Here is a 15,890-nt window from a genome sequence, read left to right on the forward strand (position 1 = left end):
CGATACTTTCTTTTCAGTTAGTTTAAGGTCAACTGGTGACGGTGCGTTACTTGTTGCCACTACAGTTCTGAACTGTTGCTAAACTGTTACGATTTTCGGACCAGATGTTCAGGAAAATGCCTGCAAAGATGATAGCGGCGCCGATCAGCACCCAATGGTCGATGGGCTCGTGATAGAGGATCATTCCGATCACCGCGATTGTCGGAAGGCGTGCAAAATCAAAGGGAATTACGACGGTTGCCGGGGCGATAGACAGGGCATTGGTAATGCAAAAATGCGCCAGCAAACCCGCCAACCCAACCAGAATCAAGTAGGGCGCGGTTTGCATTGTCGGAAGCACAATCTGACCGTCGATGCCAGCGGCTGTGGCCCCAAGGACCGCTTGCATTGCGGTCAGCCAGAAAACGATACACCCAATACTGGCAAATCGCGTAAGCTTCTTGGTGGTAATCGTTGTAAACGCAAAGAAAACCGCTGATGCCGCTGCTGTTATTAAGCCGGGGCTCAGGGGGGCAGCGCCTGGACGTGTGACGATCAGAACCCCTGAAAACCCAATTAGCGCCGCAATCAACTTGAGCGGGGTCAACCGTTCGTTCAGAAACAGCGGCGAAAGCAGGATCACCCAAAGCGGTTGAGTGAACTCCAGCGCGAAAACCTGTGCCAAAGGAGCCACTGCCACGGCGTAGAACCAGAGATTTTGCCCTGTAAAGTGTAAGGTGTTTCGTAAAGCATGCAATCCCAGCCGTTCGGCTGAAACCTGCTGCCAGTTGCGCGTTAAAGTCAGGACTGTTGCAACAACAACGAACCCCACGATGCTGCGATACATCATGATTTCAAAGGTATCATGCGCAGAACTCAGCTCACGCCCTGCAACCGCCATGGATGAGAATGAGGCGATCGCACCTGTCATCCATAGACCGGCCTTCAACACGTCTTTCTGCGCATGGCTCATTTCGGGCGTCCCTCAGGTTCGTCGCGTAGCCGCGCGGCCAAAAGACCGCAAGGCCAAGAGCTTATGATAAGCAGGCTAGGTTTGCCCGGCCATTCAAACGTCGAAGGTGCACCAGATTCAAGGTCGTATAGATGACTGCCCCGAACAATAGCTTGAATGAGAAGGACGTTTTGCAGCTCAATCAGTTAAGTTTTACGCAGACACCCACCGGTTATTCCCACTCGATGGTGCCGGGTGGTTTCGATGTGATGTCATAGGTGCACCGGTTGATGCCCTTAACCTCATTGATGATCCGCGTTGCCGTTTCGCCCAGGAACTCATGGCTGAACGGGTAGTAGTCTGCGGTCATGCCATCGACAGATGTGACGGCCCGCAGCGCACAGGCGTAGTCATAGGTGCGTCCATCACCCATGACGCCTACCGTGCGCACTGGCAAGATGGCGACAAAAGCCTGCCAGATGTCGTCATAGAGGCCGTGTTTACGGATCTGGTCGATATAGATCGCATCGGCTTCCCGCAAAATACCCAGTTTTTCACGTGTGATCTCGCCGGGGCAGCGGATTGCCAGACCGGGCCCGGGGAAGGGGTGACGCCCGATGAAACTCTGCGGAAGGCCAAGTTCACGGCCAAGCGCGCGAACCTCATCCTTGAACAGCTCTCGCAGGGGTTCGACCAGTTTCAGGCCCATCTTTTCCGGCAAGCCACCGACATTGTGGTGCGATTTGATGGTTACAGAAGGACCGCCCGAAAATGACACCGATTCGATTACATCCGGATAAAGCGTTCCCTGGGCCAGGAACTCGGCCCCTTCAATGGTATCGGCGTGTTTCTGGAACACGTCGATGAACAGTTTGCCGATGATCTTGCGTTTGGTCTCCGGGTCGCTTTGCCCTTCAAGCTCGCCAAGGAACAGTTCGGATTCGTCCGCGTGGATCAGTTGGATATTGTAGTTGTCGCGGAACATGCCGACGACTTCTGTCGCCTCGTTCTTGCGCAACAGCCCGTGGTCAACGAAGACGCAGGTCAACTGGTCTCCAATCGCCTCGTGGATCAGGATCGCCGCGACCGAGCTGTCAACGCCACCAGATAAACCGCAGATGACCTTCTTGTCGCCAACCTGCTCGCGGATCTTGCGGATCATCTCCTCGCGATAGGCCCCCATGGTCCAGTCGCCCTTGAAACCGGCCAGCTTGACGAAGTTCTCGTACAGCTTCGCGCCCTTGGGCGTGTGGTGCACCTCGGGGTGGAACTGCACGGCATAGAAATGGCGCGCTGGATCGGCTGTGATCGCAAAGGGCGCGTTAGGCGATGTGCCAAAAACCTGAAATCCCGGCGCGATTTCACTGACGTGGTCACCGTGGCTCATCCAGACCTGTTCATCCCCGTCGTCAAACCAGCCCTTCAGAATTTCCAGTTCGTCTTTTGGCGTGACAAAAGCCCGACCGAACTCGGCGGTGCCATGGCCACTTTCGACCTTGCCGCCAAGCTGGTGCATCATCACTTGCTGGCCATAACAGATGCCCAGAATCGGCACGCCGTAGTCAAAAATCTCTTGCGGAGCACGGGGCGACCCTTCGCGCGTCACACTGTCCGGCCCGCCCGAGAAGATCACGGCGCGCGGGGCCATTTCCCGCACGAAATCCATCGTGACATTCTGGTAAGGGTGAATTTCGCAATAGACATTCAGTTCGCGCAGGCGGCGGGCAATAAGCTGCGTAACCTGGCTGCCGAAGTCGATGATCAGAAGGCGGTCGTGGGATGTCTGGGTCATGTCAGCGCCTTAGGGCAAGCCTGCACATTTCGCAAGAGCGAGGTCCGATTCCGGCGCGGGATTCGATGAAGATCGCCACACAGGCCTTCGGCACTCGTGTTTCCCGCCGTTCGTGATCCGAAGTAGACAGGTGCGGTAACAATTGGGCCGCACTTTCCAAAATCCGATTATCCCCAATGGCAGCCCGTTGGCGGGATTGCAGAACGGCAATGTCGCTTTTTCCCCCAACGTGCCGCAATCCCTATGCTTGCGTTCCGGCAAACCTGTATCAAACGCTCAATCTAACCAACAACACGGGATCTTCTCATGACCGAGGCAAACACCCGGCGCAGGGCGAGAGGTGGCGGTGGCGCTGCCCGCCGTGCCGAGCGGACTGCAGTTCGTATCGAGACCGCGAAATACATCGAACGCAACATTCCGAACTTCGAAATCCTCAATGAAGAGGCACTGGAGATCATCGAAAACAATGCGGAAACCGTGTTGGAAGAGATCGGTGTTAACTTTGTTGATAACCCTGCCGCTCTGGAACGCTGGCGCGACGCTGGCGCGGATATCGACGGTGAACGCGTGCGCATTCCGCGTGGCCTGGCTCGTGAGCTGATCAAAACTGCGCCCAGCGAGTTTACCCAACATGCCCGCAACCCCGAGAAATCGGTCGTAATCGGTGGTCGAAACATGGTTCTGGCCCCGGTTTACGGCCCTCCTTTCGTGCGCGATGCACAGGGCGGCCGTCGTTACGCGACGATGGACGACTTCAACAAGTTCGTGAAACTCGCCTATATGTCCAAGTGGTTGCACCATTCGGGCGGTACTGTGTGTGAGCCGACCGACATTCCGGTGAACAAACGCCATCTGGACATGTTGAAGGCGCACATGACCCTGTCGGACAAGCCTTTCATGGGTTCTGTGACCGATCCCAGCCGGGCTCAGGATTCGGTCGAAATGTGCGAAATCCTGTTCGGCAAGGAGTTCGTTCAGCAAAACACGGTGATGACGTCGCTGACCAACATCAACTCGCCGATGACATTCGACGATGTGATGATGGGCTCGCTGGAAGTCTATGCACGTAACAATCAGGCCTGCATCATCTCGCCCTTTATTGTGGGCGGCGCGATGGCGCCGGTCTCGGTGGCCGGTACTTTGACACAGGTTTTGGCCGAGGTTCTTGCCGGTGTGGCGTACAGCCAGATCGTCCGTCCCGGTGCACCCGCGATCTTTGGTGCATTCGTGACTTCGATCGACATGAATTCAGGTGCACCGACCTTCGGAACACCAGAAGCTGCGCATATCACCTATGGCGCGGGTCAACTGGCGCGGCGTCTGAACTTGCCCTATCGGTCCGCAGGATCGTTCTGTGGCTCGAAACTTCCGGATGCGCAGGCGGCTTATGAAACAGCGAACTCGCTGAATATGGGACTGTTGGCTGGCGTGAACTTCATGTTGCATGCCTGCGGCTGGCTGGAAGGCGGCCTGGTGGCCGACTTCGAGAAATTCGTTATGGATGCCGACCAGTTGGGTGTTTTGCATTCGCTGGCCAAAGGCGTGGCCTATGACGAAAACGCGCAGGCCATGGATGCGATCCGGGAAGTTGGCCCGGGCGGGCATTACCTAGGATGTGCCCACACGCAGGCGAACTTCAAGGAATCGTTCTGGAAGTCCGATCTGCTGGACTACAAGCCATATGAAACCTGGCAGGAAGAAGGCGCACGTGATACGCGGGCTCTGGCCTCTGCGCGGGTTGAACACCTGCTTGCTAATTACCAGCAACCGCATATGGAACCGGATACAGCCGCAGCGCTGGAAGCCTATATCGCCGAGAAAAAGGCCTCCATGCCGGATGCGTTCTCCTGATTACTGAAGGACCGGGGCGCGGCTGGCCTGATACAGCCGCGCCTCACCCAACAGCGCGATAAGAATGTCGAGATGCCGGACCAGAGAGTATGCGGCATCATCTTCTTTGCGCAGTTCATTTACCTCTTTTTCCATCTCCATCAGTCGCAGCAGGGCCTGACCTGAACCCGGCAATGATCCGTATCCCAGAATACGTTGCAGATGCCTGTCCCGGTTGTACTCTCTCGCTCCGAAATTTGCGGCTCTTGCCAACATGCGTGGGCGGTGAAGCGTTGAGATCATTGTCATCAGGTCCTGCATCTTATGTGTCCTGTGTCTGAAGGTTTACGGGACCATTAAATGCACAACCTAAGCGGGTGTTGCCTGCGTGACAGCCTCTCCGAACGATGGTTTCACGACTGTTTATCTTTTTGAATCAAATCTGGTTCGTGCCTTGTGAGGTTAACGAACGAGTAACGAATGGACCTCTAGTTAGATTTGGTTAACCCGCAATCCGAGGGCGAAAAGTGACATTTTGTTTTGTCGACGAGGGCAAATAATCATGGAAAACAACATGGCTTTCACCATTCCGGCATGGGTTCCAGAGGGGGCGCAAAGATACCTTGCTCATACCGAAACCGGACGCTCGATCCGCGATATCGCGAGATCGGCAGGCTGCCATGCGTCAACCATCCTCCGGCAAATCCGGCGTATCGAGATGCGCCGTGACGATCCATTGGTGGATGCTGCTTTGCAATCGCTGGCAGAAACACATTTTTCCATGTCCGATGACGCAGGCGACGCGGTCGTGATCGCGGATGAAGCTGCCCAGGAAGAAGCGTTCGAAAGAGAAGCATTGCGCATTTTGCGCCGCCTGAGTGAAACCGGTTCGGTTCTTGCCGTGGCTGAAGAAATGGACAAAGCGGTAGTCGTTCGCGACACCGGCAACGCCGGAGCGACCAGAACCGCGGTCGTCGATTGCGAGATCGCTCAGGCTCTGGCCTTAAAGGACTGGATTTCCTGCGATAACCCCGGTCGTATTTCACGGTATCGGATTTCTGCAGCTGGCCGAACGGCCCTGAGCCACCTGATTGCGAAAGCGGAAAACAAGGCGCGGGTGGGGACTGAATTTGGATTTGCCGAAGCCCAGTCGTTGTTTCAGTCTAAGACGTCGGCCGGGGCGGCTGACCGGATCAAGCGCATTCGCTATAGCGCCACGGAAAGTCCGTTGGTTGCCCTTGCACGCAGGCGTGACCGCGATGGCAAGCCATTTCTGGATGAATCGCTTGTCAGCGCCGGAGAGCGTTTGCGCGAAGATTTCGAGTTGGCGCAGATTGGCCCTCAGGTTTCACAGAACTGGGAGCGGTTTCTAACGGCTGGTGGCCGCGGCAGTTATGACAGTGAAAGCCACGGAGGAAAGGGGTCATCCGATGCGCGGGATCGCGTGGCGCGGGCCTTGTCTGATCTTGGCCCCGGACTAAGTGACGTTGCCCTGCGGTGCTGTTGCTATCTCGAAGGGTTGGAACTGGCGGAAAAACGCATGGGCTGGTCAGCACGATCCGGAAAGATTGTTCTGCGGATCGCGTTACAGCGGCTGAAGCGCCACTATCAGGATCAGGCTGAACGCGACCGCATGATAGGCTGAACGCGACCGCATGATAGGCTGAAGGCACAAAAAAGGCCCGTCAAAACGGGCCTTTATTCGTCTTGTTAATACTCAGGCCAGTTCGGGCTCTGCTGTTGCCTGAAGGTGTTTCATCAGGTTTTCGGGCGAAGACACGCCATAGGGATCTTCGGGGCAGTTATCCATCAGGCCAGGTTCTTCGAACCACGCTTCGACAACGCCGTCGTTTACGATGGCCGCATAGCGCCATGACCGCATGCCAAAGCCCAGATTGTCCTTGTCAACCAACATACCCATTTTGCGGGTGAACTCGCCAGATCCATCGGGAATGACCTTGACGTTGGTCAGACCCTGATCTTGGGCCCATTTGTTCATCACAAAGCTGTCGTTGACAGACATGCAATAGATTTCATCGACACCCCGGGCAATGAAATCGTCATACCCGTTTTCAAAGCCGGGCAGTTGATATGTCGAGCAGGTGGGCGTGAACGCGCCGGGCAACGAGAACAGGATCACGCGTTTTCCGGCAAAATAGTCAGCGGTGGTCTTGTCTTCCCAACGGAACGGGTTTGGTCCTTCGACTGAGTCATCGCGGACACGGGTGTGAAAGGTCACGTTGGGCAGTATTGCGCCGGATTTCATGGTCAAGCTCCTGTGATTCACCTGTGGTTTTGCCGTGGCTTAAAACAGTTCTAAACTGCCTTCAATCGACGAAATGCCGCATTCTGAATTAATAATTTATTCTCATTAGGCATTGAAAACATGCGGTAAAACGGGAATTTGCAATCGCGTTCTTGCTCATGCGCGGTGGCGTTGCATAGCGGCTATGCGCCACTGGTGTAACACTGCACATCTGTCTATGTTATGAGCGACAAGATTGACCCAAAGTCAGGAATACTGCCCGTGCGAGATCTGAAGATCCCCGAACAGCGCCACCCGGAGAAAGCGCACCGCCCAGATAATGCGCAGCCCAAGAAACCGAACTGGATCAGGGTCAAGGCACCCGGCGGCAAAGGCTATGCAGATACGCGCCGGATCATGCGCGATAACAATCTGGTCACCGTCTGCGAAGAGGCGGGATGCCCCAATGTCGGCGAATGCTGGAGCCAGGGCCACGCCACTATGATGATCATGGGCGAGATCTGTACTCGTGGCTGCACATTCTGCAATATCGCTACTGGCCGCCCGGACGACCTTGACGCCTTTGAACCCGGCCGGGTGGCACATGCGGTCGAAAAACTTGGCCTGAACCATGTGGTTATCACCTCGGTCGACAGGGATGATCTGAGCGATGGCGGAGCCGAGCATTTTGCGCAGACCATCCGCGCGGTGCGGCACCGCTCTCCCAAAACCACGATCGAGATTCTGACGCCCGATTTTCTGAAATGCGATGCGGATGTTCTGGAAATTGTGGTCCAGGCAAAGCCGGATGTCTTCAATCACAATCTGGAAACAGTACCGGGTCTGTACCCCGAGGTTCGCCCCGGCGCGCGGTACTTCCATTCCCTGCGTCTATTGCAGCGGGTGAAAGAGCTTGATCCGTCGATCTTTACCAAGTCCGGTATCATGGTTGGGCTTGGCGAAAACGAACAGCAGGTGCGTCAGGTCATGGATGACATGCGCGCGGCGGATATCGATTTTCTGACAATTGGCCAGTATCTGCAACCGACACCGAAACACCATGGCGTTGATCGTTTCGTAACACCCGAAGAGTTCGCGTCTTACGAAAAGGCGGCTTACGGCAAAGGCTTTCTGATGGTATCCGCGACACCTTTGACCCGGTCTTCTTATCATGCAGGTGATGATTTTGCCCGGCTGCGCGCGGCGCGTCTAGAAAAGCTACAAAAAGCGTGACGCCGGACCAGAGCGCGCGACTGACCCTTCTGCGCCACGAGTTGCATCAACATCCTGAACTTTCGGGGCAAGAAAAGAATACCGCGGCGCGGGTGGCTGAATTTCTGCGCGACGCTGGTGCTGACCACGTCATGACCGGAATAGGTGGGCACGGGATCGCTGCTGTTTTCGAAAGTGGCCAACCCGGTCCCACGCTGGGCATTCGCTGCGAAATGGATGGGCTGCCGATCCAGGAGTTGGCGAACCATTCCCATGTATCACAGGTCGCGGGCAAAGGGCATTTGTGCGGCCACGACGGGCATATGACAATGGTTCTGGGCGTGGCAGACGTGTTGAATCATCAACGCCCCAAGAAGGGCCGCGTCGTATTGATCTTCCAGCCAGCCGAAGAGACCGGCCATGGTGCAATCGCTTTCCGAGCTGATCCCCAATACGCCGAGGTTGCGCCCGACCTGGTGTTGTCTTTGCACAACTTACCGGGATTGGAGTTGGGGGCGGTCGAAATTTGCAGCGGTTCTGCCAATTGTGCCTCACGCGGGATGCAGATTGTTCTGACCGGAAAGACGTCACATGCTGCCGCTCCGCAAGATGGGGTGTCACCTGCCGGTGCGCTGGCACGCCTGATGCCGGCTTTGACCGTGTTAGGGGACGGCGGGGATCTGAATGACGGCTACGCGTTGACGACCGTCACACATGCCACGTTGGGTGAGCGCACGGTCGGAGTAGCACCGGGGCGGGCCGAGCTATGGGTGACACTTCGCACGGTCACAGACGCGCGAATGGTGCAGCTGATCAGCGACGCTGAATCGTTGGTCCGTGAAATGGCCAAAGCCGAAGGACTGGCGGTCGAAATCAGTTATGACGAAGTGTTTGAGGCTTGTGCCAATCACCCGGAAGCAGTCTCGATCCTGTACACGGCCTGCACGGAGCAGGGCGTTGCTTGCAGGTTTGTCGATCAGCCACAGCGGTTTTCAGAAGATTTCGGCCAGTTTGGAAAAAGTGCGAAGGCCGCCATGTTCTGGTTGGGGTCGGGGAGCGACCATCCCCAGTTGCACAACCCGGACTATGACTTCCCGGATGCGCTTATCCCGATTGGGACCGGGATATTTCTTAAGGCCATAGAATCTATGCTCGGAAAAGCCATCTAGGGGCTAATTTTTCATTTTTATTAATAATTACAAGAGGTTGGGGCGAAGTATTCGTACAGCGCGACGTCAACTTTTTCTTCAGTTCAACCATGCTGTTGGTTGGACTGTGACAGATTCTTTATAGTAATCGAAAGAGTTACAACTCGGGTGTCTGGCCCGAAAGGAGCGGCAAATTGCCCGCTCAGCTATTCGTCTGTAAAGCGGACTTTGCCAATATAGGGCAGGTTGCGATTGCGTTGGGCGTAGTCAATTCCATATCCCACGACAAATTCGTCTGGAATCTCAAACCCGATCCAGTCTGATCGGAAATCCACTTCACGGCGGCTCGGCTTATCCAGCAGGGCAATGGATTTCAGGCGCGCGGGGTTACGGCTTTGCAGCAACTTGGTGACATGGTTCAACGTATGACCGGTGTCAACGATATCCTCGACAACCAGCACGTCGCGCCCTTCAATTGCGCCGCGCAAGTCTTTGAGAATACGAACTTCCCGGCTGCTCTCCATCGCGTCTCCGTAAGAAGAAGCTTCAAGGAAATCCACTTCGATCGGAAGGTCAAGTTCGCGCACAAGGTCGGCGATGAATACAAAGCTGCCGCGCAGCAGACCCACGACCACCAGCTTGTCGGTGTCTTTGAACTCTGCCGAAATGTCGCGACACAGCTCCTCGATTCGAGCAGCGATGGCCTTTGCCGAGATCATCTCATCTATCACATATGCGCGGTCAGTCATCGCAGCCCCCTTGATCTTTGGCGCGCAACATACGACATGACGCGCCATTGTCACCTGCAAATACCGGACATCATGCCTATCCATTCGGAAACCCGCCACCTGCCTTATACAGCCCAGCAGATGTACGACCTGGTTGCCGACGTGGCCAAGTACCCGCAATTTCTGCCGTGGTGCGCTGCTGCCCGCATTCGCAAGACCTATGCGCTGGAAGAGGCTGAGGTGATGGAGGCAGATCTGGTCATCTCGTTCAAGGTTTTCCGGGAACGATTTGGCAGCAAGGTAACCCTGTTTGCGGATCAAAAGAAAATCGACACCGAATACCTGGACGGCCCCTTCAAATACATGAAATCCGACTGGCAGTTCGAGGACGCGCCTGATGGGGGTTGCAACGTCTCGTTCCATGTGGACTTCGAATTCAAGAATGCCATCCTGCAAGGGATTATCGGCGTGGTATTCAACGAAGCCATGCATCGGATCGTGCGCGCGTTCGAGGCGCGCGCGCAACAACTCTACAGCTAGGTCTTTACCCTTGTCAGGCGCACGCTAGACTACGCGCATGACGGAATTTACAGCATCATTGGCCGCATTTGCGGCAGGCCCGGTTTCGACGTCGTCTCAGGCAAGAATCGTCACGTCGCTATCTGTTCTTGACTGGGTCGCTGTGGGCCGGGCAGGCGCGCGCGAACCCGTCTCAACCACGGTTCGCGAAATGATACTGTCCGAGGGCGGGAATCCTCAGGCACATCTCTTTGGCGGCGGCTCGGCACCGCTGCGTGGTGCGGCGTTGGTCAATGGCACGGTGTCCCACGCGCTGGATTACGATGACACGCATTTCGCCCATATCGGGCATCCTTCCGTCGCCATCCTGCCCGCAGCCCTTGCTGTGGCCGAATGGGATGACCTTATTCTAGTCGACATGCTCGAAGCCGCTTTGGTGGGCATGGAAACCTCAATCCGAATTGGCTTGTGGCTGGGGCGCGGCCACTATCAGGCAGGGTTTCACCAGACGGCAACATCCGGTGCCTTCGGGGCGGCAGTTGCTGTTGGTCGTTTGCTGGGGTTTAACGCAAACCAGATGCGAATGGTTCTGGGTCTGACGGCAACGCGTGCGGCGGGGCTGAAGGCGCAGTTCGGAACCATGGGCAAGCCGTATAACGCCGGACTTGCCGCCTCGGCAGGGGTCGAGACAGCATTGCTGGTGCAGCGCGGTTTTCATGCCAACGCCGACGCGCTGGAAGGTCCTTTTGGGTTTGGCGCAACGCATCAAGGCGCGGCAGACCAAACTGCTCTGGATGGGTTGGGCGATGAATGGCTGTTTGAAACGGTCAGCCACAAGTTTCACGCCTGTTGCCACGGTCTTCACGCCGCGCTGGAAGCCGCGCGGGAGTTGGACATAGCAGAACCGGAGGTCGCCGAGATCCAGATAAAAACGCATCCGCGCTGGATGAGTGTGTGCAATCAGCTGTCACCGACAACCGGACTGGGAGCCAAGTTTTCCTATCGGACAGTGATCGCGATGCAGGCACTGGGATATGATACGGCTTTGCCTGGCAGTTTCACTGACAAGGTCTGCCTTGACCCGCGTATTACGTCTTTGCGCGACTGCATCACGGTCGAGGCAGATGACAGCCTGTCAGAAACGCAGGCGCATCTGTCCCTGTTGCGTCGCGATGGCATTCGCCGCGAAGCAACGCATGATCTGCTGAACCCAATGTCGCTGTCTGACCGCGAGGATCGCGTGCGCGACAAAGCGACCAAGCTGATCGGCGCGGATGAGGCGGACACGATCTGGTCGATGCTGCGCACCGGGGGGCGTGCCCGCGATCTGGCCGAACGAATGGCGGGTTAAGCCACGCACCAGTGCAACGGAAAACCCGGGTCAAACACAGTGACCGGTCCATCGCCTGTGTCAATCCTTGAGGGATACGAAACGGGCTCACCCTTGGTCAGGGTGATCATATCCTGGTTCACCGGCAAGCGATAGAAACCTGGCCCGTTGAGCGACACAAAGCCTTCCAGCTTGTCCAATGCATCTTCCCGGTCAAACATTTCGGCGACCAAAGACATGGTGTTGGTCGCTGTGAAACAACCGGCACAGCCGCAAGCCATTTCCTTGTTGGCATCCGTGTGCGGGGCGCTGTCCGTGCCCAGAAAAAACCGCGCATCGCCCGATGTCGCGGCGGATAGCAGGGCCAGACGGTGTTCTTCGCGCTTGGCAACAGGAAGGCAATAGTAATGCGGTTTGATGCCACCAACCAGGATATGGTTGCGGTTGATAATCAGGTGATGCGCCGTGATCGTTGCACCCAGATCAACCGCGTTGGCTTTGACATAATCCACACCATTTGACGTGGTGATATGTTCCATCACCACACGCAGGCCTGGTGTCGATCTGCGGATTGGATCAAGAACACGGTCGATGAACACGGCTTCGCGGTCAAATATGTCGATCTCGGGATCCGTCACCTCGCCATGTACGCACATGGGCAAGCCGATTTCGGCCATCTTCTCAAGCACCGGGCGCACTTTGTCGAAATCGCGCACACCCGAGGCAGAGTTGGTCGTAGCCCCGGCAGGATACAGTTTGACGGCCTTGATCAGACCGCTGGCATTGGCTGCAGCGACATCTTCGGCATCTGTATCCTCGGTCAGATACAGGGTCATCAGCGGTTCGAACGTCATACCGTCGGGCAGGGCCGCCAGAATGCGGTCTCGATAGGCGGCGGCCTGGTCGCCGCGCACAACCGGCGGCACCAGGTTCGGCATAATGATCGCACGGGCGAAATGGCGCGCGGTTTCGGGCAGGACGGCCTGTAGCATCGCGCCATCGCGCAGATGCAGGTGCCAGTCGTCGGGGCGGCGGAGCGTAAGGGTGTCGGTCATGGCCTTCCGCTAGCATAGCTGTTGCGAAAGACCAACTGCGTCCGCGCAAGCCACAAAGAAAATCTTGTCAACCGACCTGAACGTCGTAGCTCTGACCAAGGTTGAGGCCTTGACGGCCAGACGGTTGCATGACCTGTTTATTCCTAAAGCAGAGAGGGGTTCCATGACACAGCCAGTTTCCATCGATGCCGTGCAGCAGATGCTGGGTCGTCAGGGCTATGTCTGTGGTCGCGCCCTTGCGACGGTTGTGTTCCTGTCGCTGAAGCTTGGACGCCCGTTGTTTCTGGAAGGAGAGGCAGGGGTGGGAAAGACCGAGATCGCAAAGGCTCTGGCATCCGGGTTGAACCGGCGCCTGATCCGTCTGCAATGCTACGAAGGTCTGGATGCGTCTTCTGCCGTTTACGAATGGAACTTTCCGGCGCAGATGGTCGCGATCCGAACGGCCGAGGCCGCAGGTGGGGCCGACCGGGGCGCGTTGCAGACTGAACTGTTCTCGGACGAATACTTGATCGAACGCCCCTTGCTGCAGGCAATGCGCCCGGACGAAAACGGAGCACCAGTTCTGCTGATCGACGAACTGGACCGGACCGATGAGCCGTTTGAAGCGTTTCTGCTTGAAGCGCTTAGTGACTTTCAAGTCACCATCCCCGAACTTGGCACGATAAAAGCTCCTGAACCGCCCATTGTGATCGTCACCTCGAACCGGACGCGGGAAGTGCACGACGCGCTCAAGCGCCGTTGCCTCTATCACTGGGTCGATTACCCCAACTTCGAGCGTGAGATCGAAATCCTGCACGCCCGTGCGCCTGAAGCCGCGGAAGCACTCAGTCGCGAGGTTGTAGCCTTCGTTCAACGTTTGCGCACCGAGGATCTGTTCAAGAAACCCGGCGTGGCCGAGACAATTGACTGGGCGAAATGTTTGTTGGCGCTGGATGTGATGAACCTGAGCCCCGAGGTGATCGGGGATACGCTGGGTGCGATCCTCAAATATCAGGACGACATTCAAAAACTTCAGGGGTCCGAGGCAAAACGCATCCTCGACGAGGCCAAGGCCACGCTCGAACCGGTCTGATGTTTCATCTTTTTCCAAATACTCCGGGGGTATGGGGGCAGAGCCCCCATAACGTCTGATGGCCGAACAACTTTCGCTGGATATCCCGGACAACCCAAAGCTGGCGCACAACATCACCCATTTTGCCCGCGCACTCAGAAAGGCTGGGCTGCCAATCGGACCCGGTCGTGTGATCGACGCAATTCGTGCCGTGCAGGCGGCAGGTTTTTCCGAGAAACAGGATTTCTATTGGACCTTACACGCCTGTTTCGTGAACCGCCCGGAACACCGCGTGGTTTTCGCGCAAGTCTTCCGAATGTACTGGCGAGATCCGCGTTACATGGAACACATGATGGCTATGATGCTTCCTGCAATTCGCGGCGTTCAGGAAGAACGCAATGCCGATGCCGCTGAAAAGCGCGCAGCTGAGGCGCTGCTGGACGGGGTTGAGCGTGATTTGCCGGACGCTGCAGGACAAGAGGAAGACGAAACCGAGATCGAAATCGACGCAACCCAGACCGCATCGTCCGAGGAGCGGCTGCGCAATCTGGACTTCGAGCAGATGAGCACGGTCGAAATAGCGCAGGCCAAGCGCGTATTGGCGCGGATGACACTGCCAGTAAAGCCAATTGAATCACGCCGCGGGCAGACCAGCCATCTGGGGCACCGCATCGACCGTGCCCGCACCTTGCGCGCGGCCATGCGGCAAGGAGGTGAGTTGCGCGATATTGCCAGGCTACAGCCCAAACCGCGCTGGCCAAATCTTGTCGCACTTTGCGATATTTCCGGCTCGATGAGCCAGTACAGTCGGATCATCCTGCATTTCCTGCACACGGTATCGAACACCAAGGGAGCGGGTTGGGCGAAGGTCCATGCCTTCACATTCGGCACACGCCTGACCAACATAACGCGCCACCTGCACCAACGGGATGTAGACGCGGCACTTGCCGCCGCAGGGGCCGAGGCGCAGGATTGGGAAGGCGGCACTCGCATCGGAGAGTGTCTGCATCAATTCAATCGGGACTGGTCACGCCGGGTGATGGGGCAAGGGGCGGTCGTTCTGCTGATCACCGACGGGCTCGAGCGGGGTGATCCCGAGCTCCTCAGGAAAGAGATCGAGCGTCTGCACCTTTCCTCAAAACGCCTGATCTGGCTGAATCCCTTGTTGCGTTGGGACGGGTTCGCACCCAGGGCGCAAGGCGTTGCCGCGATGCTGCCGCATGTTGACAGTTTTCGCGCAGGGCATTCGATTGCCTCACTCGAAGACTTGGCCGCAGCGATTTCAGAACCCGACGACCAGGGGCAGAAAGCGCGGCTGATGGCCGCGCTTTCTGATTAGCAGATTACGACAGCTGCTCTTCGTTGCACTTGCGGGCCATCTCCATGGCTTTGTAAGTGCCTGTCAGATCGACCGTGAAGGCATAGGATGTCTCGGGGAACACGATCATGACCTTTTTCTTTGCCAGATCATCCGCGAACTGAGGGCTGTCCGACAGGACATAACCACCGGAATAGCCTTTGGTGATGTTACCTTTCATGCCGGTCGCTTCACCCAGATAGATGTTGTCGCCCAGCAGGATGGCGACTTCTTGCGTCTCGCCACGTTTGATATCGGTTTCAGCCTTGGTGAACACGCCGACATATCCCACACCGCGATCTTCGGTCAGACCCATCTGAACGACGTTTTCCGCATCATCAACGGCCTCGATCAGGCAGGATTTCTTTTCATTGTCGATGAAGATTTTCCAGCCTTCAACCTCTCCATAGCGTTGGAATGTGTCAGCCCACGCTGCGGTTGAAGTCAAAAGACCAACTGCCGCGCCCAGTGCAAGAATACGTTTCAACTGCATGTCTCCGATCTATGAATTGTTTGGTATGCAAGCCAGACCCGATGCCGGTTGCCTGTACAGGCTAGAACTCGGGTCACAAACAATCAATGCTATGATTTGTTGAATATCTTTCAGGCCGTGGCGTTGCCTTATGGGGTTCAATATAGACCTTTTGGTAAGCTTGGTGCGCTTTTCATCCCGCAAATCCCGCTTATGTTGG

At 56.5% G+C, this 15,890-nt stretch carries 15 protein-coding genes; 8 read left to right on the forward strand and 7 right to left on the reverse strand.

Going from position 1 to position 15,890, the window contains the following annotated elements:
* Nucleotides 1–46: 46 nt before the first annotated feature.
* Complete coding sequence (locus ACR0M9_RS00705; RefSeq protein ID WP_480558544.1) at nt 47–952, reverse strand: DMT family transporter; 906 nt, start codon at nt 950–952, stop codon at nt 47–49.
* Between the two features lie 211 nt (nt 953–1,163).
* Complete coding sequence (guaA, locus tag ACR0M9_RS00710; protein WP_480505386.1) at nt 1,164–2,723, reverse strand: glutamine-hydrolyzing GMP synthase; 1,560 nt, start codon at nt 2,721–2,723, stop codon at nt 1,164–1,166.
* Nucleotides 2,724–3,029: 306 nt separating this feature from the next.
* Between guaA and ACR0M9_RS00715 the strand changes: the two genes are divergently transcribed.
* Nucleotides 3,030–4,574, forward strand: coding sequence for a trimethylamine methyltransferase family protein (locus tag ACR0M9_RS00715; protein WP_267366259.1), 1,545 nt, complete (start codon nt 3,030–3,032; stop codon nt 4,572–4,574).
* Here the strand turns inward: ACR0M9_RS00715 and ACR0M9_RS00720 are convergent, their stop codons facing one another.
* The gene (locus tag ACR0M9_RS00720) at nt 4,575–4,874 is read right to left on the reverse strand and encodes a DUF6477 family protein (RefSeq protein WP_480481181.1); all 300 of its coding nucleotides are present in this window, start codon (nt 4,872–4,874) and stop codon (nt 4,575–4,577) included. It abuts the gene before it with no gap.
* Nucleotides 4,875–5,115: 241 nt separating this feature from the next.
* Here ACR0M9_RS00720 and ACR0M9_RS00725 point away from each other — a divergent pair, with 241 nt between their 5' ends.
* On the forward strand, nt 5,116–6,198 hold the full coding sequence (locus ACR0M9_RS00725) for a DUF6456 domain-containing protein (RefSeq protein ID WP_480565001.1): 1,083 nt from the start codon (nt 5,116–5,118) through the stop codon (nt 6,196–6,198).
* A 72-nt stretch (nt 6,199–6,270) separates the two neighbouring features.
* Here ACR0M9_RS00725 and ACR0M9_RS00730 read toward each other — a convergent pair whose 3' ends face one another.
* Complete coding sequence (locus ACR0M9_RS00730; RefSeq protein ID WP_209596075.1) at nt 6,271–6,819, reverse strand: peroxiredoxin; 549 nt, start codon at nt 6,817–6,819, stop codon at nt 6,271–6,273.
* Between the two features lie 261 nt (nt 6,820–7,080).
* Between ACR0M9_RS00730 and lipA the strand changes: the two genes are divergently transcribed.
* Both lipA and ACR0M9_RS00740 read left to right on the forward strand, forming a co-directional pair.
* The gene (gene lipA, locus ACR0M9_RS00735) at nt 7,081–8,031 is read left to right on the forward strand and encodes a lipoyl synthase (RefSeq protein ID WP_209504088.1); all 951 of its coding nucleotides are present in this window, start codon (nt 7,081–7,083) and stop codon (nt 8,029–8,031) included.
* Nucleotides 8,028–9,179 (forward strand): amidohydrolase, encoded by a 1,152-nt coding sequence (locus ACR0M9_RS00740; RefSeq protein WP_480772632.1) that lies wholly within the window; start codon nt 8,028–8,030, stop codon nt 9,177–9,179. The genes lipA and ACR0M9_RS00740 overlap by 4 nt, the downstream gene beginning before the upstream one ends.
* 185 nt (nt 9,180–9,364) lie before the next feature.
* On the opposite strand, the gene hpt is transcribed toward ACR0M9_RS00740, so the two are convergent.
* Entirely contained in the window at nt 9,365–9,907 is a 543-nt protein-coding gene (gene hpt, locus ACR0M9_RS00745) for a hypoxanthine phosphoribosyltransferase (protein WP_267365856.1), read from the reverse strand.
* 72 nt (nt 9,908–9,979) lie between these two features.
* On the opposite strand from hpt, the gene ACR0M9_RS00750 reads away from it, so the two are divergent.
* Nucleotides 9,980–10,426, forward strand: a complete 447-nt coding sequence (locus ACR0M9_RS00750; RefSeq protein ID WP_480481682.1) for a type II toxin-antitoxin system RatA family toxin — start codon at nt 9,980–9,982, stop codon at nt 10,424–10,426.
* A 37-nt stretch (nt 10,427–10,463) separates the two neighbouring features.
* Nucleotides 10,464–11,756 (forward strand): MmgE/PrpD family protein, encoded by a 1,293-nt coding sequence (locus tag ACR0M9_RS00755; RefSeq protein WP_480564986.1) that lies wholly within the window; start codon nt 10,464–10,466, stop codon nt 11,754–11,756.
* Here ACR0M9_RS00755 and pyrC read toward each other — a convergent pair.
* Nucleotides 11,753–12,790 carry a dihydroorotase gene (pyrC, locus tag ACR0M9_RS00760; RefSeq protein WP_480772633.1) on the reverse strand — a complete coding sequence of 346 codons (1,038 nt, stop codon included), beginning with the start codon at nt 12,788–12,790 and terminating at the stop codon, nt 11,753–11,755. The genes ACR0M9_RS00755 and pyrC overlap by 4 nt on opposite strands.
* 163 nt (nt 12,791–12,953) lie before the next feature.
* Between pyrC and ACR0M9_RS00765 the strand changes: the two genes are divergently transcribed.
* Together ACR0M9_RS00765 and ACR0M9_RS00770 are read left to right on the forward strand one after the other, a co-directional pair.
* Nucleotides 12,954–13,862, forward strand: coding sequence for an AAA family ATPase (locus ACR0M9_RS00765; RefSeq protein ID WP_480583993.1), 909 nt, complete (start codon nt 12,954–12,956; stop codon nt 13,860–13,862).
* Nucleotides 13,863–13,920: 58 nt separating this feature from the next.
* Complete coding sequence (locus ACR0M9_RS00770; RefSeq protein WP_480564977.1) at nt 13,921–15,180, forward strand: vWA domain-containing protein; 1,260 nt, start codon at nt 13,921–13,923, stop codon at nt 15,178–15,180.
* A 4-nt stretch (nt 15,181–15,184) separates the two neighbouring features.
* Here the strand turns inward: ACR0M9_RS00770 and ACR0M9_RS00775 are convergent, their stop codons facing one another.
* Nucleotides 15,185–15,691 (reverse strand): hypothetical protein, encoded by a 507-nt coding sequence (locus tag ACR0M9_RS00775; protein WP_480485800.1) that lies wholly within the window; start codon nt 15,689–15,691, stop codon nt 15,185–15,187.
* Nucleotides 15,692–15,890 lie beyond the last annotated feature (199 nt).

It is taken from the genome of Ruegeria sp. CH2 (assembly GCF_056537065.1).

Coding starts and splice junctions, on each gene's coding strand:
- ACR0M9_RS00730 (WP_209596075.1), bottom strand. CDS start 6,819: ATGAAATCCGGCGCAATACTGCCCAACGTGACCTTTCACACCCGTGTC.
- ACR0M9_RS00755 (WP_480564986.1), top strand. CDS start 10,464: ATGACGGAATTTACAGCATCATTGGCCGCATTTGCGGCAGGCCCGGTT.
- hpt (WP_267365856.1), bottom strand. CDS start 9,907: ATGACTGACCGCGCATATGTGATAGATGAGATGATCTCGGCAAAGGCC.
- ACR0M9_RS00715 (WP_267366259.1), top strand. CDS start 3,030: ATGACCGAGGCAAACACCCGGCGCAGGGCGAGAGGTGGCGGTGGCGCT.
- guaA (WP_480505386.1), bottom strand. CDS start 2,723: ATGACCCAGACATCCCACGACCGCCTTCTGATCATCGACTTCGGCAGC.
- ACR0M9_RS00765 (WP_480583993.1), top strand. CDS start 12,954: ATGACACAGCCAGTTTCCATCGATGCCGTGCAGCAGATGCTGGGTCGT.
- pyrC (WP_480772633.1), bottom strand. CDS start 12,790: ATGACCGACACCCTTACGCTCCGCCGCCCCGACGACTGGCACCTGCAT.
- ACR0M9_RS00750 (WP_480481682.1), top strand. CDS start 9,980: ATGCCTATCCATTCGGAAACCCGCCACCTGCCTTATACAGCCCAGCAG.
- ACR0M9_RS00770 (WP_480564977.1), top strand. CDS start 13,921: ATGGCCGAACAACTTTCGCTGGATATCCCGGACAACCCAAAGCTGGCG.
- ACR0M9_RS00705 (WP_480558544.1), bottom strand. CDS start 952: ATGAGCCATGCGCAGAAAGACGTGTTGAAGGCCGGTCTATGGATGACA.
- ACR0M9_RS00775 (WP_480485800.1), bottom strand. CDS start 15,691: ATGCAGTTGAAACGTATTCTTGCACTGGGCGCGGCAGTTGGTCTTTTG.
- ACR0M9_RS00725 (WP_480565001.1), top strand. CDS start 5,116: ATGGAAAACAACATGGCTTTCACCATTCCGGCATGGGTTCCAGAGGGG.
- ACR0M9_RS00720 (WP_480481181.1), bottom strand. CDS start 4,874: ATGCAGGACCTGATGACAATGATCTCAACGCTTCACCGCCCACGCATG.